The organism is Ancylobacter sp. G4_0304 (assembly GCF_047501495.1).
Lineage (GTDB): Bacteria > Pseudomonadota > Alphaproteobacteria > Rhizobiales > Xanthobacteraceae > Ancylobacter.
On the sequence record NZ_JAZDRM010000009.1, the window covers coordinates 57134 to 81257 of the forward strand.

Here is a 24124-nt window from a genome sequence, read left to right on the forward strand (position 1 = left end):
AGCTCCCGGTTATCCGCCCCGCCATCCACGGCTACTGTGCGCCTGCACACCGGTTTGTCCTAGTCTAGGGCAAACCCTTATCGGACGTTTGACACGCCTTGGCGACGACAGGTGACAGAGGTGAGACGCCGGGCGAGGGGGAGACATCCACCTCCCCCTGCCGTGCTCAGCCTATACTCATCAGGCTGGCATTGCCGCCGGCGGCGGCGGTGTTGGTGCTGGTGGAGCGCTCCAGCATCAGCAGTTCCAGCGGATAGGTCTCGCCGCGCCCCAGCGCCTCGGGTGTGAGACCATGCACCATGACGATCGGTCCCTCGCGGCTCGCCATCGCCTCGTTAAGGCTGCGCAACGCATCGACATCGCCCTCGAACAGCACGGCGTCAAACTGCGCCTCGTCAATGTCGGTGGTCAGGCTGAACAGGGGTGCGATCCCCGGCGGCAGCGCGGGAAGGGTCGAGCCCTCCAGCAGCACCCGGTTGCCGGTCGCCAGCGTCACTGCAATCTGCGCGGCCAGACCCGCCTCTGTGGCGGCGAGGCACAGCACCGTGCCGCGCGGGCTCAGCTCATACATGTTGCGCTCGCCCACCGGGCCGGCCAGTTCGGTGCGGTAGCCGAAGCGGCTATCGCCAACCAACCGCCCGCACAGGTCGCGCAGGGCGGGATCGGAGAGCGAGTCCACCCAGAGCCTCGCCGCCTCCGGGATCTCGGCCAGCGGGGCGAGGGGCGGGGCGCTCGGGCGCTGCGCCAGCAGCCGGCGCAGGTAAAGCGGCCCGCCCGCCTTCGGCCCGGTGCCGGAAAGCCCGTGCCCGCCGAAAGGCTGCACACCCACGACCGCCCCGATGACGTTGCGGTTGACGTAGACATTGCCGACTTCGACCCGCTCCGTCACATGAGCGATGGTCTCGTCGATGCGGGTATGCAGGCCGAAGGTCAGGCCGTAGCCGGTATCGTTGATCGCCTTCAGCACCTTGTCGAGGTCGTCGCGGGCGAAGCGCACCACATGCAGCACCGGGCCGAACACCTCGCGCGTCAGCTCGGCGATGTCGCCGATCTCGATCAGCGTCGGCGGCACGAAGGTGCCATGGGCGCACTCGTCGGGCAGCGGCAATTGCTCGACCGCATGACCCGCTGCGCGCATGCGCTCGATATGCGCCTCGATGTTGGCCATGGCCTCGGAGGAGATCACTGGCCCGATATCGGTCGACAGGTGCACCGGGTTGCCGACGCGCAGTTCGGCCAGCGCACCCTTCAGCATGGTCAGCAGCCGGTCGGCGACATCCTCCTGCACGCACAGGATACGCAGCGCCGAACAGCGCTGGCCGGCGCTGTCGAAGGCCGAGGCCAGCACGTCCGCCACCACCTGCTCGGCCAGCGCCGAGGAATCAACCACCATCGCGTTCTGGCCACCGGTCTCGGCAATTAGCGGAATGGTCCGCCCCTCGGGGCTCAGCCGGCCGGCGAGTTGGCGCTGGATCAGCCGCGCCACTTCCGTGGAGCCGGTGAACATCACCCCGCGCGTGCGGGGATCGCCCACCAGCGCCGCGCCGACATCGCCGGCGCCGGGAAGAAGCTGCACCGCCCCGGCCGGAATGCCAGCCTCGCGCAGGATGCGTACCGCGGCCGCGGCGATCAGCGGGGTTTCCTCCGCCGGTTTGGCCAGCACCGGATTGCCGGCCGCGAGCGCCGCCGCGACCTGCCCGGTGAAGATCGCCAGCGGGAAGTTCCACGGGCTGATGCACACCACCGGACCGAGCGGGCGGTGGGTATCGGCGGAGAAATCACGAAGCTGGGAGGCGTAATAGCGGAGGAAGTCGACCGCCTCGCGCACCTCGCCGACGGCGTTGGGGTAGGACTTCCCGGCCTCGCGCACCACGATGCCGATCAGCGAGGGCAACCGCGCCTCCATCAGCTCGGCAGCGCGATTGAGGCAGCTTGCACGTTCCTCTGGGGGAGTCGACTGCCAGATCGGCGCGGTTGCAGCCGCGACCTCCATGGCGAGTTGCACCTGCTCGGTTGTTGCGTCGGTGCAACCGCCGATCTCGTCGCGCCGATCGGCCGGATTGGCCACGATCCTATTTGTGCCATCAACTGCCAGATCGGCGATCATCGGCGCGGCGCTGATTGGTGCTGAGCTACTGGTGAGGAGAGAGGCGGCGAGGGAGGCGAGGCGCTGTTCGTTCGACAGGTCGAGCCCCGCCGAATTGCGCCGATCCGCGCCGAACATGTCCACCGGCGCGCCGATTTTGGGGTGCGGCGCGCCGATCGGCTCGATGCGGCGGGCGACGTCGACCGGGTTTTCGATCAGTTCGTCGATCGGTACGCTCTCATCCGCGATGCGGTTGACGAAGGACGAGTTGGCGCCGTTTTCCAGCAGGCGGCGGACGAGATAGGCGAGCAGGGTCTCATGGGTGCCGACGGGGGCGTAGATGCGGCAGGGCCGGCCCATCTTCTCCTTGCCGACCACCTCCTCATAGAGCGGCTCGCCCATGCCGTGCAGGCACTGGAACTCGTATTGCCCGGCGTAATAGTTCTGCCCCGCCATCTCCATGACGGTGGAGAGTGTCTGGGCGTTGTGGGTGGCGAATTGCGGGAACACCGCATCCGGCGCAGCCAGCAGCTTGCGGGCGCAGGCGAGATAGGAGACGTCGGTGTGCACCTTGCGGGTGAACACCGGGAAGCCTTCCAGCCCGTCCACTTGCGCGCGCTTGATCTCGCTGTCCCAATAGGCGCCCTTCACCAGACGCACCATCAGCCGGTGGCCGGAGCGGCGGGCGAGGTCGATCAGGTAGTCGAGCACATAGGGGCAGCGCTTCTGATAGGCCTGCACCACGAAGCCGATGCCGTTCCACCCCGCCAGCGCCTCGTCGAAACACAGTGCCTCCAGCAGGTCGAGCGAGATTTCCAGCCGGTCGGCCTCCTCGGCGTCGATGTTGAGGCCGATGTCATAGTGGCGCGCGAGCTTCGCCAATTTGAGAACACGCGGCAACAACTCATTGATCACGCGATCATATTGCGCGCGGGAATAGCGCGGGTGCAGGGCGGAGAGCTTGATCGAGATGCCCGGCCCTTCATAGATGCCGCGCCCGGCGGAGGCCTTGCCGATGGCGTGGATCGCCTGCTCGTAATCGGCCAGATAGCGCTGCGCGTCGGCCTCGGTGGTGGCGGCCTCGCCGAGCATGTCGAAGGAATAGCGGAAGCCCTTGGCCTCCATGGCGCGCGAATTGGCCAGCGCCTCCGAGATGGTCTGGCCGGTGACGAACTGCTCGCCCATCATCCGCATCGCCACGTCCACGCCCTTGCGGATCAAGGGTTCGCCGCCGCGCCCGATCAGCCGGGTCAGCGCGCCGGAAAGCCCGGTCTCGCTGGAGGTGGAGGTCAGCTTGCCGGTGAGCACCAGCCCCCAGGTCGCGGCATTGACGAACAGCGACGGGCTCTGCCCGACATGGGCGTGCCAGTCGCCATGGCCGATCTTGTCGCGGATCAGCGCGTCGCGGGTGGCGCGGTCGGGGATGCGCAGCAGCGCTTCGGCAAGGCACATCAGCGCCACGCCCTCCTGGCTGGAGAGGGCGTATTCATGGATCAAGCCTTCAACCGGCCCCTTCTGCCCCTTGGCGCGCAGCGCGGCGACCAGCCCGCGCGCCCGCTCCCTCGCGGCCTCGGCCCGAGGGGCGGGAAGCGTCGCCCCGGAGATCAGCAGCGGAACGCATTCCGGCTCCGGCGCGCGATAGGCCCCGGTGATGCGGGCGCGCAGAACGCTCTGAGGGTGAACCCCGCGCGCGAAGGCGACGAACGGCCCCTCCTGGAGGGCGCCGATGCTGCCAGAATCGGCCATTCCGGACGCCGATCGGTCGGATTCCGGCCAGAAATCGGCGGAGGGCGCCAGCCGGCCGGCGGCAGACCGGCCGGTCGTCCGGGAAGCGCCGACGGTGACAGAATCGGCGGCGCCGACCCCGCCGGCGGCGGCCAAATCGGCGGGGGAATCGCCGTGGCGCGCGCCGCTCTCGACGAGTTGCACCGCCTCGATCAGCGCCTGTTTCACCAGCGCGTGGGGGGTGCAACCTTGCCGCTCCGCCGCCGCCTTGAGCCGCGCGCGCAGCTCGTCGTCGATCTTCACGCCGATAGTGGTGGTCGCCATGCCCGCCTCCCTTTGGGATACCGCCGTCCGAATGTGGTTACACCTTTAGGTAAAACCGCCGGATCGCACAAGGTGCAACCTTTACGCTTCTGACCGAAGGCCGAGCACGCCTTGCCGATCGTCCGGAACTTGATGCAGGTCGTCCGGCACATATTGCGGGGCAGCGCGCCAGCCCCCACCTGAACTCCATGACACAGAACGCCGCGCTTCCGCTCTCCGTCCTTGACCTCTCCTTCGTCACCTCCGGCGGCAGCGGGCCGCAGGCGCTGAGGGAGACCATCGAGCTCGCGCGCCATGTCGACGCGCTTGGCTATCGCCGCTTCTGGGTGGCGGAGCATCATAACCTGCCTTCGGTGGCGAGTGGCGCGCCCGATATCATGGCCGGGCAGATTCTGGCCGCGACCGAGCACATCCGCGTCGGCTCCGGCGGCGTCATGCTGCCGAACCACGCCCCGCTGATGGTGGCGGAGCGCTTCAAAGTGCTGGAAGGGCTCTATCCCGGCCGCGTCGATCTCGGACTCGGCCGCGCGCCCGGCACCGACCAACTCACCGCCATGGCGCTGCGCCGCCGGCAGGACATGGACCCGGGCGACGATTTCCTCGATCGGCTCAAGGAGCTGATGATGTGGGGCAGCGGCGAATGGCCGGCCGATCATCCGTTCCGCTCGATCCGGGTAATGCCGGTCGACGTGAAGCTGCCGCCGATCTGGCTGCTCGGCTCCTCGGGCTACAGCGCCAGGCTGGCCGCCCAGCTTGGCATGGGCTTCGCCTTCGCCCACCACTTCGCCACCCATGACGTGATGGACGCGATGCTGAGCTATCGCAACGGCTTCCAGCCGTCGGCGGAGCGGCTGGACAAGCCGCATGCCATTCTCGCGCTCGCGGTGGTGTGCGCCCCGACCGATGAGGAGGCGGAATGGCTCGCCGGCAGCGTGGACCTCTCGCATCTCAGGCGCGCGCGGGGCGACTATCGCCCGATCCCTTCGCCCGAGGAGGCGGCGGCGCAGGTCTATAGCGAAGGCGACCGCGCCTATATGCGCCGCAACCGCGAGCGCGTGCTGGTCGGCGGGCCGGAGCGGGTGCGCGAGGGGCTGGCGCGCTTCGTCGAGACCACGCGGGCGGATGAGATCATGATCACCACGCCGGTGCATGATCTCGCGGCCAAGAAGCGCTCCTATGAGCTGGTGGCGCAGCTGGAAATCGCGGCGGCAAAGGTGACGGCGCCGGTGTGACAGGCTGGCGACCCTAACCGCAGTCGTCTGACCGGCGGCAGAAGCGCAAAAGGCCGGCACGAGCCGGCCTTCGCCCGCCAGAGCGCCGGTACATCCGCGGTCGCTTCAGCGATATGCCTTATTAGCGGCGGCGTTTGACTGGGACGTGACGGAAATGGCGTTCCGGGACGAAAAGCGGGCTCATCTGCGCGTCACCAGCCAGATGCCCAGCGCGATCGGGACGATGCCGACGACATCCAGCGGCGGCACCGCTTCGCCCAGCAGCAGCCAGCCGAAGAACAGGCCGAGCGGCGGCATGAGGAAGTGCAGGCTGGACGCCGCGGTCGCGCCGGAGCGGGTCAGCAGATAGAACCAGAGCCCGTAGCCGCCGATCGACACGCCGACCACCAGATAGGCGAGGCCGATGACGAGCTGGGGCGTCGGGCGGATATCGGCGACATGCTCGGTGGCGAGGGCGAAGGGCGCCACGGCGAGCGCGCCGGCGAGGCACTGGATGGCGTTGCCGGTCCAGATGCCGCCCTGCGGCTTCAGATATTTGAACGCCAGCGTGCCGGCGGCGAAGGCGACGACGCCGCAGGCGACCAGAAGCGTGCCGGTCAGGCTCTCATGCCCGCCCTCCAGCCGCGAGCGCAGCACGATCACCACGCCGACGATGCCGAGTCCGATGCCGGCCCATTTCACCGCGCTCATGCGCTCGCCGAGCAGCGGCCCGGCAAACAGCGCCACCACCAGCGGCAGGCAGCTGGTGAGCACCGCGACATAGGCGGAGGAGGCGAGGGTGAGCGCGCTCCAGTTGAAGCCGAGATAGACCGCGTTGTTGAGCACGCCGCACAGCACCAGCGCCGCCACGTCGCGCGCCGTGAGCTTTGGCCGCCCATCCACCAGCCACGCCAGCGCCAGCATGATCACCCCGGCCAGCGCGAAGCGGATGGCAAGCAGCGTCAGCGGCGGGCAGTAGCCGAGCGCGAGCTTGGCTCCAGCGAACGCCGAGGACCACAGCACGCAGAACAGCGCGATCAGCAGCGGCGGCGAGGCGAGGCCGCGCGCGGGGCGGGGTGCGGGTTCGGCGGGAAGGCTGGGTGAGAGGCCCGGCATGGCGCGGCTCCAAGATCAGGAGCCGGGGAAGCTAAACGCGAAATACCGCATCGGGAAACGCGATCTTCTCATGGGGGCCATCAGCCGGGACGATCGATGTCGCCCCGGCCGGGGGCCGTCAGCGGTTCCAGATATTGGGGTCGATCTGGTCCTTGAGTTCGGGCATCGAGCTGGCGACGAAGCGCGGCTTCTTGCCGGCCTTGCGCTGGGCGAGGTAATCGGCGGTGAGCCGCGCCACCAGCCCGGAGAGCAGCATGATGGCGATCAGGTTGATGGTCGCCATCAGCCCCATCGAGGCATCGGCGGCGTCGAACACGGTCGCGACGGTCTCATAGGCGCCCCAGACCACCATCGCCATCACCGCGACGCGCAGCACGCCCTTGCCGAGATGGCTGCCGATGCCGAGGAAGGCCAGCGCGTTCTCGGCATAGGAATAGTTGCCGATGATCGAGGTGAAGGCGAAGAAGAAGATCGAGATCGCCACGAAATAGGGACCGGCCACACCGATGTGATGCTGCATCGCCGCCTGGGTGAGCTGGGTGCCGGTGAGGCCCGAGCCGGGAACCAGCGCGCCCGACAGCAGGATCAGCAGCGCGGTGGCGGTGCAGATCAGCAGCGTGTCGATGAACACGCCGAGCGCCTGCACGAAGCCCTGGCTGACCGGGTGATGCGGATCGGGGGTCGCCACCGCCGCGATGTTCGGCGCCGAGCCCATGCCGGCCTCGTTGGAGAACAGGCCGCGCTTCACCCCGTTCAGCATCGCCGCCGCCATGGCGCCGGACACCCCGCCCACCGCCGGCTCCAGCCCGAAGGCGCTGCGGAAGATCAGCCCGAACATGGCCGGCACGTCCGAGATGTTCATCGCCACCGCGAACAGCGCGACGCCGAGGTAACCGACCGCCATGAACGGCACGACGATCTCGGCCACCCGCGCGATCATCGGGATGCCGCCGAAGATGATGAGGCCGGACAGCAGCGCCAGCACGATACCGGTGGCGAGCTTGGGCGCGCCGAACGCCCCTTCCATCGCGTCGGCGATGGAATTGGCCTGAACCGCGTTGAAGACCAGGCCGAAGGAGAGGATGAGGCACACCGAGAACAGGGTGCCGGCCCACGGGGCCTTGAGCCCCTTGGCGATGTAGAAGGCCGGGCCGCCGACATAGCGGCCGTCCTCGTCCTTCTGCTTGTAGAGCTGGGCGAGGGTGCTCTCGGCGAGCGCGGTCGCCATGCCGATGGCGGCGACCACCCACATCCAGAAGATCGCCCCCGGCCCGCCGAGATAGAGCGCCACCGCGACGCCGGCGATGTTGCCAGTGCCGACCCGCGAGGCGAGGCTGGTGCACAGCGCCTGGAACGGCGTGATGCCGGCATGGTCGGTCTCGGAAGAGCCGAGCACCGAACGGATCATTTCGGGAAAATGCAGGATCTGGATCAGCTTGAGGCGGATCGTGAAATAGATACCGACGGCCAGCAGGCCATAGATCAGCACATAGCCCCAGAAGATCGTATTGAGAAAACCAATCACCGCGCTCATCGGCACCTGCCAGCCAGCCAGAGGATCCTTGCCGGCTGCGGAGCGAGGAGGAATCGGCCGCAGGCCCGGAACAGGTACGAGAGTGAGCCCTGCCTTCGGCTACCGCAACAGCAACAGCGCCGGATCCCGCGACGTGTATGGCCGATCGCTAGGGCGTGGCCGGTCCGGAGACGGCGGAAGCGGCCGTCACGGGCGGCTCGGTGCCTTCCTCGGGCACGTCGATCACCTTCGGCGCGGCAGCGGTCTGGGTGGCGGCTTGATTAGCCTTGGCGCCGGGGGGCGGGAAAATCTTGTCGATGCCGAAGAAGGCGATGTTCTCGACAACGACCTCGTTATTACGCGCGCCGCTGCCCTTGCGCGAATTGGCGATCGCCTGCAGTTCCGGCGCCATGGCGGCGAGCTGGGCGAACTTGCCGTGGTTGAAGTCGTCCTGCGCCTTCACCTTGGTCATGTCGATGACCACGGCGCCGAGCTGGACGAGCTCCTCGTCATGAGTATAGGCGCCGAGCCGGTTCTCGCCGCCGGCGATGAAGCGAGAGAAGGCCAGAGCCTTGTCGTCGGCCGAGACGACGACGATGAACGGCTTGGCCGGCTTGCCGAAGCGCTTGAGCTGGCTCTTGAACACGTCGACATCGATGTCCGGCGCGGCGAGGATGATGTTGTCGATCTTGTCGGCCGGCAGCGCATTGCCGGAAATCTTGATCTGGCGCAGCGCCTCAACCGTTACCCAGTTCCCCATGGAATGGGCGAGAATGGTGACCTTCTCGGCACCGGAATTGAACACCAGCCGGATCGTCTCCTCCAGATTGTCGCGGGCGGAGGTGGCGCTGTTGGTGTCGTAGACGTAATCCGTCGTCTCTCCGCGCGAGGCCCAGGTGAACAGCACCGGCACGCCCGGCGCGCGGGAATCGTCGGCGAGCTGCGCCATGCGGTACAGCGCCTCGTTGAACTGCGTGTTGTAGCCGTGGACGAAGATCGCGACCTTCCTCTGGCCCGGCGGACGCTTGGCCAGCTCGGCCTTGAGTTCGGCGTCGAACTCCTTCGGCGTGTCGCGGTACACCGCGCTGCGCACCACCATGTCGGTCGCCGGGTTGCCCGGCGCGGTCTTCGGCCATTCGACATGGCCGGCGCGGTGGCTCGGCGGCACGGTCATGTCGATGCGCGCGAAGGACAGCTCGGAGGAGCGTTCGCCGCTGTAGAGCGCGCCCGGGCGGGGATCGCGGGCGCGGGTCGAGGCGACGAGGATGACATGCTCACGGACGCCGGGAACGCTGGCATCGGTCGCCATCAGCGAATCCGCGCCGGGACGGTCCGCGCAGCCGGCGAGCAGGGCCGCTCCGACCACCAGAACGGCGATTCGTGACAGGGGTCGTGCAACGCCACGCATCATCCAAAACACCGACACTCGACGCCCCCAACGCAACCCGAAGGCGAAACGCATAGCACACGGCCCGCGACCCCGATAGGACGGCGGGGCCCGCCGGCCGGCGTCAGGGTTAAACTTTGCTGGCGATTTTTAGCAGGATGTCGGCCACGTCCCGCGGCGCGCTGAAGAACGGGGAATGGCCGGTCCTGAGCTGGTGCACGGTGGCACCCGGTACCGCCGCCTGCATCTCGCGCTGTACGGCGAGCGGCAGGCCGCGATCCTCCAGGCACTCGATGTAATGGCGCGGCAGCGTGCCGTAGCGCTCCGGTGTGATCTTCGACACCGCCGTGAACGGGGCATGCGGGGTGATCTTCGACAGGCTCGGCAGCGCCACCTCGACATGCTCGGGCGACACGTCGGAATAGAGCGAGCGGGCGATGAGATCGCGCTTGTTCAGATCGAGGCCAAGCCCTTCCCTGGTCAGGCGCAGCATGCCCTGGCTCTCGATGATCGCAACATCCTTGAGATAGGTCTGGGTCATGACGAAATCGCGCGCGGTCTTGCCGTTCGGCGCCATGAAGCCGGTGAGATAGACCAGCGCGGCGATCTTCTCGGGCATCTCCTCGCCGAGCCAGGTGCAGGTCGCCCCGCCGACCGAATGGCCGAGCAGGATCGCCTTGCCCTTCACCGCCTCCAGCGCGGCTCGCGCCGGCGCGGCGTAAATGGATATGTCGGTGACGTTCGCCGCCGGTACGGAATTGAAGCCGTGGCCGGCGAGGTCCGGGGCGATCACGGCATGGCCATGGGTGGCGAGGATGTTGGAGACCGGCAGGAAGCAGCCGCCCCAGTGCCACGAGCCGTGAATGAGAATGAACGTCGCCATGCGTCCTCGCCTTGTGCTGAGCTTTTGTGGCGTGGTTAGCGCCCCGGCCGCGCCTCGTCCATACGTCGCATTGCCGCTCGCGCGGACGGCGCGGCGCTTCCCCAATGGCCCGGCGCGCATTATGTTTTTTGAACACGCCGCCGAATTGGGCAGCGCGCCGGATGTGAGGAGTGTCCATGCCGTATCGCCATGTCGTGGGACCGCGCGCCTATGTGTTCGCCGACCTGAAGGAGCTGATGGCCAAGGCGACGCCGATACGCTCCGGCGACATGCTGGCGGGCATCGCGGCGGCGAGCGCGGAGGAGAACGTCGCCGCGCGCATGTGCCTTGCCGAGGTGCCGCTGACCGCCTTCCTCAGCGAGGCACTGGTACCTTACGAGACCGACGAGGTGACGCGCCTCATTCTCGACACCCATGACCTCGCCGCCTTCCGGCCGATCAGCCACATGACGGTGGGCGATTTCCGCGACTTCCTGCTCTCGGCCAATGCCAGCAGCGAGGCTCTCGCCGCGCTCGCGCCGGCGATCACGCCGGAAATGGCGGCGGCCGTGTCGAAGATCATGCGCAACCAGGATTTGATCGCGGTGGCGAAGAAGTGCCGCGTGGTGACCAAGTTCCGCAACACTATCGGCCTGCCGGGCACCATGGCGGTGCGGCTCCAGCCCAACCACCCGACCGACGACGTGGCCGGCGTCACCGCCTCGATCCTCGACGGGCTGCTCTATGGCTGCGGCGATGCGGTGATCGGCATCAACCCGGCCTCCGACAGCGTGCCGGTGCTGAGCGAACTCTTGAAGCTGATCGACGGCATCATCCAGCGCTTCGACATACCGACGCAGGCCTGCGTGCTGACCCATGTCACCACCTCGACCGAGGTGATCAATCGCGGCGTGCCGGTCGATCTGGTGTTCCAGTCGGTGGCGGGGACGGAAGGGGCGAACGCCTCGTTCGGCATCTCGCTGGCGACCCTGAAGGAGGGCCGCGAGGCGGCGCTTGCCCTCAAGCGCGGCACGCTCGGCGACAATGTGATGTATTTCGAGACCGGACAGGGCTCCGCGCTCTCGGCCGGCGCGCATCACGGCGTCGACCAGCAGACGCTGGAGGCGCGCGCCTATGCGGTGTGCCGGCCATTCAAGCCGCTGCTGGTGAACACCGTGGTCGGCTTCATCGGGCCGGAATATCTCTATGACGGCAAGCAGATCATCCGCGCCGGGCTGGAAGACCATTTCTGCGGCAAGCTGATGGGCGTGCCGCTCGGCTGCGACGTCTGCTACACCAACCACGCCGAGGCCGACCAGGACGACATGGACACGCTGATGACGCTGCTTGGCGCGGCGGGTGTGACCTACATCATGGGCATTCCCGGCTCGGACGACGTGATGCTGAACTACCAGTCCACCTCGTTCCACGATCAGCTCTATCTGCGCGAGGTGCTGGGGCTGAAGCGGGCGCCGGAATTCGAGGCGTGGCTGCAGACCATGGGCATCACCGGGCCGGACGGAAGGCTGAAGCCTCCCGGCGGTGGCAATCCGCTGCTGACCGTGGCCAAGGGTCTCGACGCCGGGCTCGCGGCATGAGCGCGGATGAGACGAGCCGGGACGCCGCGCCCTATGTGATCGAGGACGCCTGGGCGCGCCTTGCCGCCACTACGCCGGCGCGCATCGCGCTGGGCAGGGCAGGGACCGGCATGCCGACCCGCGAGGTGCTGCGCTTCGCGCTGGCCCATGCGCAGGCGCGCGACGCGGTGCACACGCCGTTCCATGCCGGGGAGGTGGCGCGCGATGTCGCGGCGCTCGGCTTCGAGACCATCAGCCTCGCCTCGGCGGCGCCGGCGCGCGACGCCTATCTGCGCCGGCCCGATCTCGGGCGCCGGCTCTCGGACGACAGCCGCGCGGCGCTGCGGGAGCGGGCGGCGCAGGATGGCGCGCCGCCGGACCTCGCGATCGTGGTGGCGGACGGTTTGTCCTCCACCGCCATCCACGCCCAGACCGTGCCGTTTCTCACCGAGTTCAAGTCGCGGATCGCGGAGAATGGCTGGAGCGTGGGGCCGGTGGCCATCGTCGAACAGGCGCGGGTGGCGCTGGGCGACGAGGTGGGCGACATCCTTGGCGCACGGGCCTGCCTGATGCTGATCGGCGAGCGGCCCGGCCTGTCCTCGCCGGACAGTCTCGGGCTCTACCTCACCTTCGCGCCGAGGGTCGGGCGATCGGATGCCGAGCGCAACTGCATCTCCAATGTGCGCGCCGAGGGGCTGTCGCATCCCCATGCCGCCTTCAAGCTGGCCTGGCTGCTGAAGGAGGCGCTGGCGCGGCAGCTCACCGGAGTGTCGCTGAAGGACGAAAGCGACCTGCTGCTGGTCGATGGCCAGCCGCCCGCCGCGCGGATCGCGGGGGCGTGAGGTTCAGCCGGTCGCGCCTTCATCGGCGCGCAGCGGCGGGCCGAGGAACTCGACCTGCCACTTCTCGCCGAAGGCGTTGAGCGCGGCGGTGTCGGGCAGGCCGTCGCGCATGGTGGCGGCCAGTTCGGTGAAGAAGGCGACGGCATCCAGCGCCGGAGCGATGACGATGTACTGGCGGGCGGGTGCGTCCGTCACATTGACGAAGCCATGCTCCACGCCGCCGGGAATGCTCACCACATCGCCGACCTCGGCATAGAACCGCCGGCCGTCCATCTCGTAGAGATAGCGCCCCTCCAGCACGCGGAAGATCTCCGCCTCGGGATGACGGTGGCGGGGCGGCCCCTTGCCGGGGGCGTTGATGGTCTCGACGATGCTGAACGCGCCGCCGCTCGCGGCCGGCGGCAGGCGCACGAACAGGTCGAGCCCGATGGCGGGGATGGCGATCGGCGGCTCGGCGCCATGCGAATGCAGGAAGGTGACGCTCATCATGCTCTCCCCAGACGGTGCAGATAGTCCACCACCGGCTCCCATTCGCCGTCCGTGACCGACAAAGCCAGATAGCCGTCCGGCCGCACCAGCTCGATGCCGCCTGCGACGGGGTTGGTCCGCCGTAGCGGATCGACCAGCGCGAGCGGCAGCTCTGGAGGATGATCGCCCACATCCTCGCCGACCCGCAAAGTGAAGCGCGGCGTGTCGCCGGCGCCATAGGGCGCCTCGCCGGCGCGGGGCACCATACGCTCGCCGGCGCGCGGGCCGGCCTGCCAGCTCACGCCGTTGAGCGGGCTGTTTTCATAGCCGATCGAGGTCTCGGTCAGCGTGCCTTCCAGCTGGTGCTGCACCGGGGCGAGGCCGAGCAGGAAATGCAGCACGCCATTGCGGATCTGCCGGGCGAGCGGGTTCTCCATCGTGGCGAGCCGGGTGAGGCGCCCCGACGCGGCGATGACCTGCGCCCCGACGGCGTGGCGCTCGGGGTGGTAGCTGCCGAGCAGCGCCGGAGCGGTCGCGATGCCCCGCGCCACCAAAGCGAGCTTCCAGGCGAGATTTACCGCGTCCTGCATGCCGGTGTTCATGCCCTGGCCGCCGGCCGGGCTGTGGACATGGGCGGCATCGCCGGCAAGGAACACCCGGCCGACCCGATAGCGCTCGACCTGTCGCTCATTGATACGGAAGGCCGAGGACCAGATCGTGTCGTGGAGCACCATGCCGCCGGGCCCGCGCCGGTCCAGAATGGCCTGAAACGTCTCGATCGGCGGCACGGCGGGCACGGCGCCGCTCGACGCGCCAATGCCGAGGATCACCCGGTAGCGGCCCGGTGCCATCGGAAACAGCACCGCCGGCCCTTCCTCGTGCCAGTAGGTGACGAATTCGTTGACCGGATAGGGCACGCCGGACATGTGGAAATCACCCTGCGCCCAGTCGTCGCCGCGCGTGTCGCCCTCGAAGGCGAGGCCGAGGCCGTGGCGGACCGGGCTGTGCGCACCGTCGCAGGCGATCAGGAAGCCGTGGCGCGCCGTCTCCTCGCGGCCATCGGCATGGCGCAGCGTCGCCGTGACCCCGGCCTCATCCTGGGTGAAGCCGGCAAGTTCGATGCCCAGCTCCGCCTGCACGCCATGGTCGGCGAGATGGCGCGCCAGCACCGTCTCGGTCTCGCTCTGCGGCAGCATCAGCACGAAGGGGTAGGGCGTCTCGATGTCCTTCAGCTCGACCCGCGCGATCGGCGCGCTCCCGGCGACGATGTTCGCCACGGTGACCGGATTGCCGAGCGCCACCAGTTCGTCGCTGAGACCGCCGCCTGCGCGGGCGAGAAGCTCCAGCGTGCGCGGCCAGAGCGCGACCGCGCGCGAGGTTTCCTCCCGCTTGGTCATGCGGTCGACGAGGCGCACCGGCACGCCGTAGCGCGCCAGTTCGAGCGCCATGGTCAGGCCGACCGGACCTGCGCCGACAATGAGAACGGTGTCGGTCATGATGATGATTCCCCGCCGTCAGGCGACGCCAGCCGCCACGGCACGATGCCGCAAGTTACCTGCGGCCGCCGCCGAGGAACAGGGAGAAATCGCAAGCGCCGGGCCGACGGGGTAGGCTAGCCGGCGAAGCCGCCTTCTTCCAGGAACCGCGCTTCGTCCGGCGTGGTGTCTCGCCCAAGCAGCGGGTTGCGGTGCGGGAAGCGGCCGAAGCGGGCGATGATCTCGCGATGGCCCAGCGCGTGCTTGAGCGAGTCCGGATCGTTCGCGCGGTTCAGCTCCACCGCGATGTCCTGATCGGCAAGATTTTCCGAATGCGAGAACGGCAGGAAGAAGAACACGCGCAGCGCCATCTCAAGCTGTCCCGGATAGCCGCGCGCCAGTGCCAGCCGCGCGAAATGGCGGGCCAGCGGATCGGTGGCATACATATGCGCGGTGCTGCGGAAACAGTTGCGGGGGAACTGGTCGAGCAGCAGGATCAGCGCCAGCGCGCCCTCCGCGCTCGCCATGAAGCCGTCGCGCGTGCGGGCGGCGGCGGCAAAATGCAGATCGCGGAAACGGTCATGGAAGGCGGCGTCGAAGGCGGGGTTCTTCTCGAACCAGCGCTCCGGCCCGGCGTCGCGCCAGAAGCCGGTGACCGCCGCGATTTCGGCGTCCTGCGTGTCATCGTTCATGGCTGCCACTCGTAAATCCAGCGGTAGCGCTCCAGCATCGCCTCGCCGGAACGCGCCCGCATCACCAGATCGCGCGCCAGCCGCGCCGGGCCGGCGAGATGATAGATGCGCGCCATGCCGCGCGCGGCGGTCTGCACGCGGGCGGTGCGGTCCATGCGCCGTGCCTCGTAGCGCCGCAGCGCCGCGGGGATGTCGTCCGCGCGGCCGGCGAGTTCGGCGGCGAGCACCGCGCTGTCCTCGATCGCCTGCGCCGCGCCCTGCGCGAGAAAGGGCAGCATGGCATGGGCAGCGTCGCCCAATAGCGTGACGCGGCCGGTGCCCCAGCTCTCCATCGGCTCAAGATCGTAAAGCGCCCAGCGCAGCCAGTGCGCCGGGGCGGCGAGCAGGGCGCGTGCCTGGGCGCTCCAGCCGGCATAATGGCGCAGCAGCTCGGCGGGATCGGCGTCGAGCCCCCAGCCATGCACGCCGCGCTTGTCCGGCGTCACCGCGACGAGGTTCACCTCGCGGCCCGCGCGTACCGGATAGCTGACGAGGTGGGCGCCCGGCCCCAGCCAGAGCCGCGTCACCGGATCAGCGAGGTCGGGCGGCAGCGCCTCGACCGGCACCGTCGCCCGCCACGCGGCGCGCTGCTGGTACACGGGAAGCGCGCGCGGCTGGAGCTGGCGGCGCACAACGGAGCGCACCCCGTCGGCGCCGATCAAGGCAAGGCCGCTATGGGTTTCCAGCCGTCCGCTGCCGGACGCGTCGACCGCGACGACGCCGGGCTCCTCCTCGAAGCCTTCAATGGTGCGTCCGAGCAGCAAGCGGATCAGCGGTTCGCGGCGAACCGCCTCCAGCAGCACCTGCTGGAGATCGGCACGATGAATGACGAGGAACGGGCCGCCGAACCGGGCCGCGACGGCATCGGCCATCTCCGCCTCGGCCAGGGCAACGCCTCTGCGGCCATCCATCACCCGGAAAGCGCGCGGGTTGACCGCGACCTCTCGCGCGCGCTCCAGCACGCCGAGCGCGGCGAGGCAGCGCGTGGCATTGGCGGCGAGCTGGACGCCGGCGCCAGCTTCCTCCAGCACGAGTGCGCGTTCGAGAACGGTGACGGCATAGCCGCAGCGGGCGAGGGCGAGGGCAGCGGAAAGCCCGCCTATGCCGGCACCGGCGACGACGACCTGGGGAGGTGACATGCCGTGCCGCTCAGGCAGCTACCGGCGTCTCATAGAGGCAGCCGGCGGGAATCGATTCCGTGCCGTGAAGGGTCGCGGAGAAGGTGTAGAGCGTCGAGCAATAGGGGCAGACGATCTCATCGTCCGAACCCATGTCGAGGAAGACGTGGGGATGGTCGTAAGGCGGCAGGGCGCCGACGCACATGAACTCGCGCGCCGCCACCGCGATCTTCGCGACGCCGGCTGAATTGTGGAAGTGGGGAACGACGTGGCCCGCCATGATGTTCGCCTGCCTGAGCACTCGTGTTTGAACTGGCCGGACCATAGCTGCTGATCGCCGGCCGGCAAAGGGGCGGGAAGGGGGACGCACCGTCGCATTGCCGGTTCCGGGACGACACGTTGGGTTCATTCCCTTGGGTTCGCCACAATGAGCGCGCATGAAGACGCCGGGTCCGCACGGCCGGCGGCCCGCCGGACTTCAGGCCGCGCGCGCCGCCATCATGTTCCGCCTGCTCTCTGCTCTCGGCTTCTTCCTCGCCTTTGCCGGCGCGGCCCACTGGGTCGTGCCGCTGGGCCACGAGGCCTTCGCGCTGATCCGCGCGCAGGACGACGCCGCGCGTCTGGCCGAGCTGCAGCTCGACCGCACGCTCGACGCCGCGCGGGTGCGAACGGAAATCGAGGCGGCGCTTCAGGCCGGCGACGGCGAGCTGGCAGAGAGCTTCGTCGCGCTGGCGGAGGCGCGCGGGATCGCGGTCGATGGCGCGCTGCGGGCGAAGGTGGTGCTCGCCAATAATGCGGTGGCCGGCGCGATGCGCGGGGCTTCGCGCTTCGGGCAGGGCTTCGTCACCGGCGAGGCGGAGGACCTCACGGGGCTCGCCGGCGCGGCGGCGGGCGATCTCACCGTCTGGGGCGATCTGCGCGATGGCGGGCGCGAGGTGCTGCACTGGGTGCGCGGCGAGACTGTCGACCCGCTGATGCTGGGACTCTCCGGTGCCGGGATCGCCGCCACCGGCGCGACCTATGCCGCCTTCGGCACGCCGCTGGCGCTGCGCGCCGGGCTGACCGCGCTGAAGGGCGCGCGGCGCACCGGCGCGATGAGCGCGCGGCTCGCCGCCCATGTCACCGACGCGCTGCGCGGCGGCAAGCGGGTGAAGCTGGCGGCGCTGGTCGGCGATCTCGGCACCGCCGCCTCCAAGGCCGGCACGCGCGCCACCTTCGCCGGGCTGCGCCATGTCGACGACGCGGCGGGCGCGGCGCGGCTGCGCCGTCTCGCGGAGGTGAAGGGCGGGCAGACGCTGGCGGTGGTGAAGACGCTGGGACGCGGCGCGCTTTTTCTGACCGAGACGCTGACGCGGCTCGCTTACCGCGTCATTGCGCTGGTGCTGGACGTGATCGGGCTGATCGCCTCGTTCAACGCCATGGTGGTGGCGATGTTGCGCCCGCTGTGGCGGCGGAAGAAGCGGGCAGGGTGGTTCACTGGCCTGAGACTCGCCGCTCGAACAGCGCCCTGAGACGGGCGTCGAGCGCGGGCAGCTCGGTCACCGGCCCACCCTCGCCGCCATCGGCGAGATTGAACCGGATGGTGCCGTCGCGCGCCTCGATGATGTCCATCAGCCGGCCCTTGCGCTCCTGCACATAGAACACCGCCATCTTCCCCTGATAGTCACGATAGGCGACTCTGGAGATCGCCTCGAACAGATCGTCGCGGCCGGCGGCAAGGTAGGCGAGGCGCCGGCGCACCGCCTCGAAGGCACGCAGTTCGCCCTCGGTGGTGACGGCTTCCTTCTCCGCAACGGCCGGCTCCACCAGCGCGACCGGTTCGGACTCGGTCCGCGGCGCCGCCTTGGGCGGGGCGGTGGTGATGTCGAGCCGCTTCAGCACATTGGCGGTGAACACATCGTCGAAGGCGGACTTGGCGATGGCGCGATAGCCGTCGAGCGCGTTAAGCCGCACATGCTTGATGTCGTTCTCCTTGAGCAGGAAGCGCGTGAACTCGACGCTGGGGCCGAGGAACTGCTCCGACAGATAGTCGAAGAAGGCGCGGTGGGTAATGGACCGCCGGGCGTGCTCGGAGATGGTGTCGGGATCGAAGCGCGACTTGGTGAAGTCGTACAGCCCGGCGATGACGGTCTCGGTGATCTGGGCCTTCGCCACCTTCTCGAAGTCGACGACCAGGAACGGGTCGTCGTCCATCATGTTCGGCTCCTGTGAATCCACGAAGAACTCGTAGACGATGCCGTCGGTCAGCACGCCGAGCTTCACGGTCTTCGAGGCGTTGAAATAGGATTTGAGCTGGCCGCGATCGTCCTTCTTGCCGTTGCCGAGCGACTTGCACTCCACCGCGATCACCGGCTGGAGGTCGCGCAGCACGGCGTAGTCGACGCGGTTGCGGTACTTCTCCGAAAAGTCGGCGGCGTGTTCGGCCGCAACCTCGGTGGGATCGCGGTCGTCATAGCCGAGAATGCCGATGAACGGTAGCACCAGCGCGACCTTGGTCGCCTCCTCATTATGGATGTGCGCGCGCACGCGCTGCACACGCTCGGCGAAGGTGATCAGCGCCGCGCGGAAATCATCGATGGTCTGTGCCATGCCACTACCGTCCTGACGGAATCCGTCACGCACTCTAGGTAATGTTATCTGCGAATTGCAATCATAAGTAGATCTTACGACAACCGGGCCGTTCCCGCTTGGCAGGGGGGCGGCGGCTGACTAGGTATCGCGGACGCTTTTCGGAGACCGCCATGCCCAGCTTTTCCCACGACGGCATCGACTTCGCCTTTCTCGACGAGGGGGAGGGCGAGCCGGTCGTGCTGATCCACGGCTTCGCCTCCACCAAGGAAATCAACTGGGTCGGCCCCGGCTGGGTCTCCACGCTCGTGCGGGCAGGCCGCCGGGTCGTCGCGCTCGACAATCGCGGCCATGGCGCCTCGGGCAAGGTTTACGAGGCCGCGCTCTACGATCCCGCGATCATGGCGGGCGACGCGCGGGCGCTGATGGACCATCTCGGACTCTCCCGCGCCGACGTCATGGGCTATTCCATGGGCGGGCGGATCGGCGCGTGTCTGGCGCTGGAAGCACCGGAGCGGGTGCGCTCGCTCGTTCTCGGCGGTATCGGCATCCATCTGGTGGAAGGGGCGGGGCTGCCCTCCACCGTTGCCGAGGCGCTGCTGGCGCCGAGCCTTTCCGATGTCACCGATCCGGTCGGGCGCACCTTCCGCGCCTTCGCCGAGCAGACCGGCAGCGACCGCAAGGCGCTCGCCGCCTGCATCTACGGCTCGCGCCGCACGCTCACCCGCGAGGAGGTGGCGCGCATCGCCGTGCCCACGCTGATCGGGGTCGGCACGCGCGACCCGATTGCCGGCGCCGCGGCGCCGCTGGCGGCGCTGATTCCGGGGGCGCGGGCCTTCGATATCGAGGGCCGCGACCACATGCTGGCGGTGGGCGACAAGAGCTTCAAGGAGGCGGTGCTCGCCTTCCTCAATGAACGCCCGTGACGCGGGGCTGGACGGCATAGGCTGGCCACCCCAGCTATGCTAAGAAGGCTTCAACAGGAGCCGTTATCGGGTGGCTCCACGGGCAACGACCCAAGGATTGCTGTCATGGCGAACAATTCCCTCCAGCTTGTCGACGCGCACAAGCGCGTGCTGGACAAGATCGATCCGGTCTGGTCGCGCATCCGCGCGGAGGCCGAGGCGATTACCCAGAACGAGCCCGCCATGGCGAGCTTCATCTTCTCCACCGTGCTGTACCACTCCACGCTGGAGAAGGCGGTGGCGCACCGCATCGCCCAGCGGCTCGACCATGTGGACATGCCCGGCGAACTGATCCGCCACGCCTTTGACGACGCGGTGGCCGACGACCCCTCGCTCGGCGTCGCCATCCGCGCCGACATCCTTGCCGTGTGCGACCGCGACCCGGCGACCGAGCGCGCGATTGAGCCGCTGCTCTATTACAAGGGCTTCCACGCCATCCAGACCCATCGTCTGGCTCATTGGCTGTGGAAGAACGACCGCCGCGACTTCGCGCTCTATCTCCAGAGCCGCTCCTCCTCGGTGAACCAGGTCGACATCAACCCGGCCGCCCCGTTCGGGCGCGGCATCTTCTTCGACCATGCCACCGGCATCGTGGTCGGGGAGACCGCGGTGATCGAGGACGACGTCTCGGTGCTTCAGGGCGTGACGCTCGGCGGCACCGGCAAGGAGCATGGCGACCGCCACCCGAAGATCCGGCGCGGCGTGCTGCTGGGCGCCGGCGCCAAAGTGCTCGGCAATATCGAGATCGGCCATTGCGCCCGCGTGGCGGCGGGCTCGGTGGTGCTCAAGCCGGTGCCCCCGCGCACCACGGTGGCCGGCGTTCCGGCCCGCGTGATCGGGGAGGCCGGCTGCTCGGAGCCCTCGCGCAGCATGGACCAGATGTTCGACCACGCCTTTTCCGGCGAGGCGATCTGACGCCATCATGAGCCGGCCGCCCGGCCGGCTTTTCCACCCTTTGCACGGAGGGCCGCGCCGCGCTCGGTTGCGCCGGGCGCCCTGCCATGGCAAGCCTTCGCCGCGGTAAGCCTGCCGCCCTGACCCATCCACCGCGGGAGCACGAACACGTGGAAAAGAAAGACAATGAACGGGTGCAGACCTATCTGCGCCGCCTGTTCGGCAATGCCAACATTCGGGTTGTCGCCCGCCCGAAGAAGAAGGATTCGGCCGAGGTCTATATCGGCGACGAGTTCATCGGCGTGATGTTCGAGGACAAGGAAGACGGCGACCTGTCCTATAACTTCCAGATGGCGATCCTCGGCGACGATCTGGAGGACTGAGCGGCCATGCCGATCTATGCACTCGACGGAATCGCGCCGGACCTGCCGGCGCTCGGCCGCTGGTGGCTGGCCCCCGATGCCAGCGTGATCGGCAATGTGCAGATCAGCGACGAGGCCAGCGTGTGGTTCGGCTCGGTGATCCGGGGCGACAATGAGCGCATCCTGATCGGCGAGCGGGTCAACATCCAGGAACTGTGCTGCCTGCACACCGATCCCGGCTTCCCGATGACCATCGGCGCCGACTGCACCATCGGCCACAAGGCGATGCTGCATGGCTGCACCATCGGCCCGAACAGCCTCATCGGCATGGGCGCCACCGTGCTGAACGGCGCGAAGATCGGGCGCAACTGCCTGGTCGGCGCCGGCGCGCTGGTGACCGAGGGCAAGGAATTCCCGGACAATTCGCTCATCGTCGGCACGCCCGCCAAGGCGATCCGCGTGCTGGACGAGGCGATGGCCGCGCGCATCCACGGCACGGCGGCGCATTATGTGCGCAACTGGCGGCGCTTCGCGCAGGGCCTGGAAAAGATCGGGTGAGGGGGCGGCCGCTCAGTTGCGGCCGACCGTGACCGGGGCCAGCACGTCGCCGAGCGAGACCCACTGGTCGGGCGCGCCCTGCGCCTGACGCTTCACGAAGCGGTAGCCGGTCTCGTGCCACAGCACGATGTCCGGCTCCTGATTGTCCAGCACCAGATCGCCGCGATCGGTGACCACGGTGAGCACCGAATGGCCGTCTCCGTTACGGTCGCGTACCACGGTGATCAGCAGCGTCTCGTCCGGCCAGCCGAGGCGTACCAGCGCGCGGCGCTTCTCCAGCACATAATCCTCGCAATCGCCGAACCCGTCATCGGGATAGGTCCAGCGTTCGATCTCGCCGAAATGCTCCAGATCGGTGAGCGGCTTGATGCGGGTGTTGACCTCGTCATTGACCCGGCGGAGCTGGGCGAAATCCGCCTCATCCAGCGCCACCCGCCCGCCGCGCCCGTTGCCGGGGCCGCATTCGGCCGGCATGGCGGCGCAGAAGCGGGCATAGCCGATCGGCGTCGAGGTCGCCGCGCCCGCCGCGATATTGGCCGCGAAGGGCGAGAGCATCGCCACCTGATCATTCGCCGTGCGGGCGTCCTGCGCCTGCGTCGGCTGGCCGGAGAAGATGGCACCCGAGAGCACCACCGCCGCCGCGAGAAGGGCTCGTTCAAGCCTCTTTTTCATCGCGCACCTCAATCCCTGTCATGGGAAGAGATACTGCCAGAGAGATTTTTATCTTGGTCTAAGCCGTCGCGGAAATTCTCCACTACGCTGGATATGGAAAATTAATAACTTTTCTACTGTCGTTAACCATGAGAATATCGGATTTATTCATCACGCCGTTTAAGCGGGCGGCAAGGCTTTTCCACCCTCGCGCGTCCTTGCGCCGCCCCGGCTTTTCACCGGCGCGCTTGCCGTGCGCCAAGCCGGCGCCTATGTCATCAGCCGTGCTCGATCGAACCCATTATACGGCCCCCATGCGCCAGCCGATTCTGAACGTGCCGACGGTGATCACCGTGCTGGCGGCGGCGATGCTGGCCATCCATCTGCTGCGCGTCGCAGTGAGCGTGGATACGGGCATCGAGATCCTGGCGCTGTTCGCCTTCATTCCCGCGCGCTTCGATCCCGCCTTCCTCGGCGAGGGCGTGCTGCCGGGCGGGACGGCGGCGAATGTGTGGACCTTCGTGTCCTACGCCTTCCTGCACGGCGACTGGGCGCATGTCGGCATCAACCTGCTGTGGATGCTGGCCTTCGGCAGCCCGGTGGCGCGGCGCTTCGGCACGGTGCGCTTCCTCGCCTTCTTCGCGGTGACGGCGGCGGCGGGGGCAGGGCTGCACCTGTTCACCCATGAGGACGACCTCGCGCCGATGATCGGCGCATCGGCGGCGGTGTCGGGCTGCATGGCGGCGGCAATCCGCTTCATGTTCGCCTCCGAGGGTTTCGTGCCGTGGCGCCAGAGCGCGCTGGAAGACTCGGTGCGCTATCCGGCGGCGCCGCTGCTTACCGTGATGCGCGACCGGCGGGTGATCGCCTTCGTCGTGGTGTGGTTCGCGATCAACCTCGCCTTCGGGATCGGCGCGCCGGCCGGCATCGTCGAGGGCTCGATCGCCTGGCAGGCGCATATCGGCGGATTCGTCGCGGGTCTGCTGCTGTTCCCGCTGTTCGACCCGGTGCGGAGCTTTCCCGACGACAACCCGCTGACGCGCCACCGCAACGGCTGATCTGCCGTCCGCGCGCCCGGGCTCTCACGCTGGCAGGCGTCCGAGAAACACTATTGCTCTCCGTTGCGTTAGGTCCGATCATTCCCGCCTTGAAGAGCGGGCGCCGACCTATGGCGACTCGCCGACGATGAAGCGGGCGGGGAACGACGCGGGCAGCCGGGTTCCGACCGTCCGCCACAAGGGACAGGAGGCAGGCCATGACAGTGCGAATGATACTGGACGAGAAGGGCTACGACGTCGCGACCATCGAGCCGACGGCAACGTTGCGCGAGGCGGTGGAACTGCTGGCGGAGAAGCGCATCGGCGCAATCGTGGTCACCGATTCCGAGCGGCGCGTGATCGGCATCCTCTCGGAGCGCGACATCGTGCGCGTGATCGGCCTCGATGGCCCCGGCCGGCTCGACGACGCCGTTTCCAGCGTGATGACCTCGAAGGTGGTGACCGCCGACGGCAACGAGACCATCCCCCAGATCATGGAACAGATGACCGCCGGACGCTTCCGTCACGTTCCGGTGGTGCGCGCGGGCAAGCTGATCGGCATCATCTCGATCGGCGACGTGGTGAAGCACCGCGTGGCCGAGATGGAGCGCGAGAGCCACGCCATGCGCGAATACATCATGTCGACCTGAGAGG

At 68.4% G+C, this 24124-nt stretch carries 22 protein-coding genes; 10 read left to right on the forward strand and 12 right to left on the reverse strand.

The genetic code is table 11. From position 1 onward, the window contains the following. Window positions 1-166: 166 nt before the first annotated feature. Window positions 167-4135 (reverse strand): trifunctional transcriptional regulator/proline dehydrogenase/L-glutamate gamma-semialdehyde dehydrogenase, encoded by a 3969-nt coding sequence (gene putA / locus VRZ77_RS07160; RefSeq protein WP_414591976.1) that lies wholly within the window; start codon window positions 4133-4135, stop codon window positions 167-169. Between the two features lie 188 nt (window positions 4136-4323). On the opposite strand from putA, the gene VRZ77_RS07165 reads away from it, so the two are divergent. Next, the gene (locus VRZ77_RS07165; RefSeq protein WP_414591977.1) at window positions 4324-5367 is read left to right on the forward strand and encodes an LLM class flavin-dependent oxidoreductase; all 1044 of its coding nucleotides are present in this window, start codon (window positions 4324-4326) and stop codon (window positions 5365-5367) included. A 180-nt stretch (window positions 5368-5547) separates the two neighbouring features. Here VRZ77_RS07165 and VRZ77_RS07170 read toward each other — a convergent pair whose 3' ends face one another. From VRZ77_RS07170 to VRZ77_RS07185, 4 genes are all read right to left on the reverse strand, one after another. Next, window positions 5548-6462, reverse strand: a complete 915-nt coding sequence (locus VRZ77_RS07170) for a DMT family transporter (protein WP_414591978.1) — start codon at window positions 6460-6462, stop codon at window positions 5548-5550. Between the two features lie 118 nt (window positions 6463-6580). After that, the gene (locus VRZ77_RS07175) at window positions 6581-7996 is read right to left on the reverse strand and encodes an alanine/glycine:cation symporter family protein (RefSeq protein WP_414591979.1); all 1416 of its coding nucleotides are present in this window, start codon (window positions 7994-7996) and stop codon (window positions 6581-6583) included. A 148-nt stretch (window positions 7997-8144) separates the two neighbouring features. After that, window positions 8145-9386 (reverse strand): alpha/beta hydrolase, encoded by a 1242-nt coding sequence (locus VRZ77_RS07180; protein WP_414591980.1) that lies wholly within the window; start codon window positions 9384-9386, stop codon window positions 8145-8147. A 106-nt stretch (window positions 9387-9492) separates the two neighbouring features. Next, window positions 9493-10245 carry an alpha/beta fold hydrolase gene (locus tag VRZ77_RS07185; protein WP_414591981.1) on the reverse strand — a complete coding sequence of 251 codons (753 nt, stop codon included), beginning with the start codon at window positions 10243-10245 and terminating at the stop codon, window positions 9493-9495. 176 nt (window positions 10246-10421) lie between these two features. Between VRZ77_RS07185 and VRZ77_RS07190 the strand changes: the two genes are divergently transcribed. Both VRZ77_RS07190 and eutC read left to right on the forward strand, forming a co-directional pair. After that, window positions 10422-11822: an ethanolamine ammonia-lyase subunit EutB gene (locus VRZ77_RS07190; RefSeq protein ID WP_414591982.1), complete on the forward strand. Its 1401-nt coding sequence runs from the start codon at window positions 10422-10424 to the stop codon at window positions 11820-11822. Continuing rightward, window positions 11819-12643 carry an ethanolamine ammonia-lyase subunit EutC gene (gene eutC / locus VRZ77_RS07195; RefSeq protein ID WP_414591983.1) on the forward strand — a complete coding sequence of 275 codons (825 nt, stop codon included), beginning with the start codon at window positions 11819-11821 and terminating at the stop codon, window positions 12641-12643. Before VRZ77_RS07190 ends, eutC begins: the two co-directional genes overlap by 4 nt. A 3-nt stretch (window positions 12644-12646) precedes the next feature. Here eutC and VRZ77_RS07200 read toward each other — a convergent pair whose 3' ends face one another. From VRZ77_RS07200 to VRZ77_RS07220, 5 genes are all read right to left on the reverse strand, one after another. Further along, window positions 12647-13129, reverse strand: a complete 483-nt coding sequence (locus VRZ77_RS07200; protein WP_414591984.1) for a cupin domain-containing protein — start codon at window positions 13127-13129, stop codon at window positions 12647-12649. Next, window positions 13129-14607 (reverse strand): FAD-dependent monooxygenase, encoded by a 1479-nt coding sequence (locus VRZ77_RS07205; protein WP_414591985.1) that lies wholly within the window; start codon window positions 14605-14607, stop codon window positions 13129-13131. The genes VRZ77_RS07200 and VRZ77_RS07205 overlap by 1 nt, the downstream gene beginning before the upstream one ends. A 116-nt stretch (window positions 14608-14723) precedes the next feature. Further along, window positions 14724-15278: a DUF924 family protein gene (locus VRZ77_RS07210; RefSeq protein ID WP_414591986.1), complete on the reverse strand. Its 555-nt coding sequence runs from the start codon at window positions 15276-15278 to the stop codon at window positions 14724-14726. Continuing rightward, window positions 15275-16456 carry an FAD-dependent monooxygenase gene (locus tag VRZ77_RS07215; RefSeq protein ID WP_414591987.1) on the reverse strand — a complete coding sequence of 394 codons (1182 nt, stop codon included), beginning with the start codon at window positions 16454-16456 and terminating at the stop codon, window positions 15275-15277. The genes VRZ77_RS07210 and VRZ77_RS07215 overlap by 4 nt, the downstream gene beginning before the upstream one ends. A 10-nt stretch (window positions 16457-16466) precedes the next feature. Beyond that, a complete protein-coding gene (locus VRZ77_RS07220; protein WP_414591988.1) occupies window positions 16467-16715 on the reverse strand; it encodes a zinc-finger domain-containing protein in 249 nt (82 codons plus the stop codon). 157 nt (window positions 16716-16872) lie between these two features. Here VRZ77_RS07220 and VRZ77_RS07225 point away from each other — a divergent pair, with 157 nt between their 5' ends. Beyond that, the gene (locus tag VRZ77_RS07225) at window positions 16873-17946 is read left to right on the forward strand and encodes a hypothetical protein (RefSeq protein WP_414591989.1); all 1074 of its coding nucleotides are present in this window, start codon (window positions 16873-16875) and stop codon (window positions 17944-17946) included. Here VRZ77_RS07225 and VRZ77_RS07230 read toward each other — a convergent pair. Continuing rightward, window positions 17909-19024: a type I restriction enzyme HsdR N-terminal domain-containing protein gene (locus VRZ77_RS07230; RefSeq protein ID WP_414591990.1), complete on the reverse strand. Its 1116-nt coding sequence runs from the start codon at window positions 19022-19024 to the stop codon at window positions 17909-17911. The genes VRZ77_RS07225 and VRZ77_RS07230 overlap by 38 nt on opposite strands. Window positions 19025-19176: 152 nt before the next feature. On the opposite strand from VRZ77_RS07230, the gene VRZ77_RS07235 reads away from it, so the two are divergent. From VRZ77_RS07235 to VRZ77_RS07250, 4 genes are all read left to right on the forward strand, one after another. Then, window positions 19177-19929: an alpha/beta fold hydrolase gene (locus VRZ77_RS07235; RefSeq protein WP_414591991.1), complete on the forward strand. Its 753-nt coding sequence runs from the start codon at window positions 19177-19179 to the stop codon at window positions 19927-19929. A 105-nt stretch (window positions 19930-20034) separates the two neighbouring features. Then, on the forward strand, window positions 20035-20883 hold the full coding sequence (cysE, locus tag VRZ77_RS07240; protein WP_414591992.1) for a serine O-acetyltransferase: 849 nt from the start codon (window positions 20035-20037) through the stop codon (window positions 20881-20883). Window positions 20884-21032: 149 nt separating this feature from the next. After that, entirely contained in the window at window positions 21033-21245 is a 213-nt protein-coding gene (locus tag VRZ77_RS07245; RefSeq protein WP_241618677.1) for a DUF3126 family protein, read from the forward strand. A gap of 6 nt (window positions 21246-21251) precedes the next feature. Continuing rightward, a complete protein-coding gene (locus VRZ77_RS07250; RefSeq protein WP_241618678.1) occupies window positions 21252-21782 on the forward strand; it encodes a gamma carbonic anhydrase family protein in 531 nt (176 codons plus the stop codon). Window positions 21783-21794: 12 nt separating this feature from the next. Here the strand turns inward: VRZ77_RS07250 and VRZ77_RS07255 are convergent, their stop codons facing one another. Continuing rightward, window positions 21795-22454 carry a transglutaminase-like cysteine peptidase gene (locus VRZ77_RS07255; protein ID WP_414591993.1) on the reverse strand — a complete coding sequence of 220 codons (660 nt, stop codon included), beginning with the start codon at window positions 22452-22454 and terminating at the stop codon, window positions 21795-21797. A gap of 293 nt (window positions 22455-22747) precedes the next feature. Here VRZ77_RS07255 and VRZ77_RS07260 point away from each other — a divergent pair, with 293 nt between their 5' ends. Then, entirely contained in the window at window positions 22748-23491 is a 744-nt protein-coding gene (locus VRZ77_RS07260; protein ID WP_414591994.1) for a rhomboid family intramembrane serine protease, read from the forward strand. A gap of 197 nt (window positions 23492-23688) precedes the next feature. After that, a complete protein-coding gene (locus VRZ77_RS07265) occupies window positions 23689-24120 on the forward strand; it encodes a CBS domain-containing protein (RefSeq protein ID WP_414591995.1) in 432 nt (143 codons plus the stop codon). Window positions 24121-24124 lie beyond the last annotated feature (4 nt).

Bases quoted from the DNA above. Each gene is read 5' to 3' on its own strand.
- putA (WP_414591976.1), bottom strand. From the start codon at position 4,135: ATGGCGACCACCACTATCGGCGTGAAGATCGACGACGAGCTGCGCGCG.
- VRZ77_RS07165 (WP_414591977.1), top strand. From the start codon at position 4,324: ATGACACAGAACGCCGCGCTTCCGCTCTCCGTCCTTGACCTCTCCTTC.
- VRZ77_RS07170 (WP_414591978.1), bottom strand. From the start codon at position 6,462: ATGCCGGGCCTCTCACCCAGCCTTCCCGCCGAACCCGCACCCCGCCCC.
- VRZ77_RS07175 (WP_414591979.1), bottom strand. From the start codon at position 7,996: ATGAGCGCGGTGATTGGTTTTCTCAATACGATCTTCTGGGGCTATGTG.
- VRZ77_RS07180 (WP_414591980.1), bottom strand. From the start codon at position 9,386: ATGATGCGTGGCGTTGCACGACCCCTGTCACGAATCGCCGTTCTGGTG.
- VRZ77_RS07185 (WP_414591981.1), bottom strand. From the start codon at position 10,245: ATGGCGACGTTCATTCTCATTCACGGCTCGTGGCACTGGGGCGGCTGC.
- VRZ77_RS07190 (WP_414591982.1), top strand. From the start codon at position 10,422: ATGCCGTATCGCCATGTCGTGGGACCGCGCGCCTATGTGTTCGCCGAC.
- eutC (WP_414591983.1), top strand. From the start codon at position 11,819: ATGAGCGCGGATGAGACGAGCCGGGACGCCGCGCCCTATGTGATCGAG.
- VRZ77_RS07200 (WP_414591984.1), bottom strand. From the start codon at position 13,129: ATGAGCGTCACCTTCCTGCATTCGCATGGCGCCGAGCCGCCGATCGCC.
- VRZ77_RS07205 (WP_414591985.1), bottom strand. From the start codon at position 14,607: ATGACCGACACCGTTCTCATTGTCGGCGCAGGTCCGGTCGGCCTGACC.
- VRZ77_RS07210 (WP_414591986.1), bottom strand. From the start codon at position 15,278: ATGAACGATGACACGCAGGACGCCGAAATCGCGGCGGTCACCGGCTTC.
- VRZ77_RS07215 (WP_414591987.1), bottom strand. From the start codon at position 16,456: ATGTCACCTCCCCAGGTCGTCGTCGCCGGTGCCGGCATAGGCGGGCTT.
- VRZ77_RS07220 (WP_414591988.1), bottom strand. From the start codon at position 16,715: ATGGCGGGCCACGTCGTTCCCCACTTCCACAATTCAGCCGGCGTCGCG.
- VRZ77_RS07225 (WP_414591989.1), top strand. From the start codon at position 16,873: ATGAAGACGCCGGGTCCGCACGGCCGGCGGCCCGCCGGACTTCAGGCC.
- VRZ77_RS07230 (WP_414591990.1), bottom strand. From the start codon at position 19,024: ATGGCACAGACCATCGATGATTTCCGCGCGGCGCTGATCACCTTCGCC.
- VRZ77_RS07235 (WP_414591991.1), top strand. From the start codon at position 19,177: ATGCCCAGCTTTTCCCACGACGGCATCGACTTCGCCTTTCTCGACGAG.
- cysE (WP_414591992.1), top strand. From the start codon at position 20,035: ATGGCGAACAATTCCCTCCAGCTTGTCGACGCGCACAAGCGCGTGCTG.
- VRZ77_RS07250 (WP_241618678.1), top strand. From the start codon at position 21,252: ATGCCGATCTATGCACTCGACGGAATCGCGCCGGACCTGCCGGCGCTC.
- VRZ77_RS07255 (WP_414591993.1), bottom strand. From the start codon at position 22,454: ATGAAAAAGAGGCTTGAACGAGCCCTTCTCGCGGCGGCGGTGGTGCTC.
- VRZ77_RS07260 (WP_414591994.1), top strand. From the start codon at position 22,748: ATGCGCCAGCCGATTCTGAACGTGCCGACGGTGATCACCGTGCTGGCG.
- VRZ77_RS07265 (WP_414591995.1), top strand. From the start codon at position 23,689: ATGACAGTGCGAATGATACTGGACGAGAAGGGCTACGACGTCGCGACC.